The organism is Ruegeria profundi (assembly GCF_020171505.1).
GTDB lineage: Bacteria > Pseudomonadota > Alphaproteobacteria > Rhodobacterales > Rhodobacteraceae > Ruegeria > Ruegeria profundi.
On the sequence record NZ_JAIUZS010000018.1, the window covers coordinates 1 to 1507 of the forward strand.

3 protein-coding genes are annotated in these 1507 nt (G+C 61.5%); all 3 read left to right on the top strand.

Annotated elements, in window-relative coordinates:
• Positions 1-169 precede the first annotated feature (169 nt).
• Positions 170-436: a DUF3489 domain-containing protein gene (locus tag LCM21_RS20645; RefSeq protein WP_224892255.1), complete on the top strand. Its 267-nt coding sequence runs from the start codon at positions 170-172 to the stop codon at positions 434-436.
• Between the two features lie 86 nt (positions 437-522).
• The gene (locus tag LCM21_RS20650; protein ID WP_263619082.1) at positions 523-837 is read left to right on the top strand and encodes a DUF2924 domain-containing protein; all 315 of its coding nucleotides are present in this window, start codon (positions 523-525) and stop codon (positions 835-837) included.
• Positions 834-1507: recombinase family protein (locus tag LCM21_RS20655; protein WP_224892256.1), on the top strand; the 674-nt coding region annotated here is incomplete at its 3' end. The genes LCM21_RS20650 and LCM21_RS20655, both read left to right, overlap by 4 nt.

Consider the following 1507-nt stretch of genomic DNA (forward strand, 5'->3'; position numbering starts at 1 on the left):
GTCTGCGTTAAGCGGCCATTATTCCACTGGACTTGTGGCCCAAACGGAGCGGTACTGTCTGTGTAGCGACGCACCTGTCGCCGCGTGCCGCCTTCTCCGCCCGGGCTTCCGGGCTCTCCTCGGTAGCAGGGTCACTTTCGGCCTGCCTGAACCAGATGGAGAAGACGAGATGACACAATCATCGAAACGCAAAACCAAGAAAGAAGAACTCATCCAGTTGCTTTCCCGGAGTTCCGGGTCGGATGTGGCCACGATCAGTGACAAGTTCGGTCGGCAGACGCACACAACGCGAGCAGCACTGACGGGGCTGCGCAAGGCTGGCTACCGGGTGCTGGGCGAGAAGCCAGATGAGGGCAAGCCCAAGCGCTACAGGATCTCGGCCACGCCCGCCAAAATTGGCGAGACTGCCGGGGCCGAAGAGACCGATGCCCGGTAAGCCGGACCCGGATCGCCCGCTGGCAATCGCGGCCTGGGAGGTGTCTTTCGGGTCTCCCCCCGCCGCCGTACCTGTCGGTAGGGTTCATGCGCAAGGCGGTGGCCTATGAAGCGCAGTGCCGGCTCTCAGGTGGGCTGTCAGCGGCGACCCGACGCAGATTGCGACAGATCGCAGAAGGCAAGCCAATTGCTGTTTCCAGTGGCAGTGATCTCCGATCCGGTTCCTATCTCGTGCGGGAATGGAATGGCCGGACCTACCAGGTCGAGGTGACCGAAGGCGGCTATTGCATGGATGGGAAAGACTGGCCGTCGCTGTCTGCAATCGCAAAGCACATCACTGGTACCACATGGTCTGGCCCGCGGTTCTTTGGCCTGACCCGGAGGGAAGGGGACCGCAGATGAAGAAGATCCGCTGCGCCATCTATACCCGTAAAAGCTCGGAAGACGGGCTGGAACAGGAGTTCAACTCGCTGCATGCGCAGCGGGAGGCCTGTGTCGCCTATGTCGCCAGCCAGAAGCACGAAGGCTGGGTGCTGCTACCCGGCCAATATGATGACGGCGGATTGTCTGGCGGATCGCTGGAGCGCCCGGCTTTGCAGCAGCTATTGGCGGATATCCAAGATGGAAAGATCGATCAGATCGTCGTTTACAAGATCGACCGCCTGACCCGGTCGCTGGCCGACTTCGCGAAGATCGTCGATATCCTCGATGCCGCCGGTGCCTCCTTCGTCTCGGTCACGCAGTCTTTCAACACGGCGACCAGCATGGGGCGGCTCACATTGAACATGCTGCTCAGTTTCGCGCAGTTCGAGCGCGAGGTGACGGCAGAACGGATCCGGGACAAGATCGCCGCCTCGAAGCGCCGCGGGCTCTGGATGGGCGGGCAGGTGCCGATGGGATACGACCCGGACGGTCGGACCCTAAAGATCAAAGAATGCGAAGCCGAGACGATCCGGACCCTTTATGCGCTATACGAGCAGCATGGTATTATCCGGGAGGTAAAAGAGCAGGCCGATGCGCTGGGGTTACGCACCCGGCGCAGAATACTGTCATCGGGTGAGGCCCGCGGCGG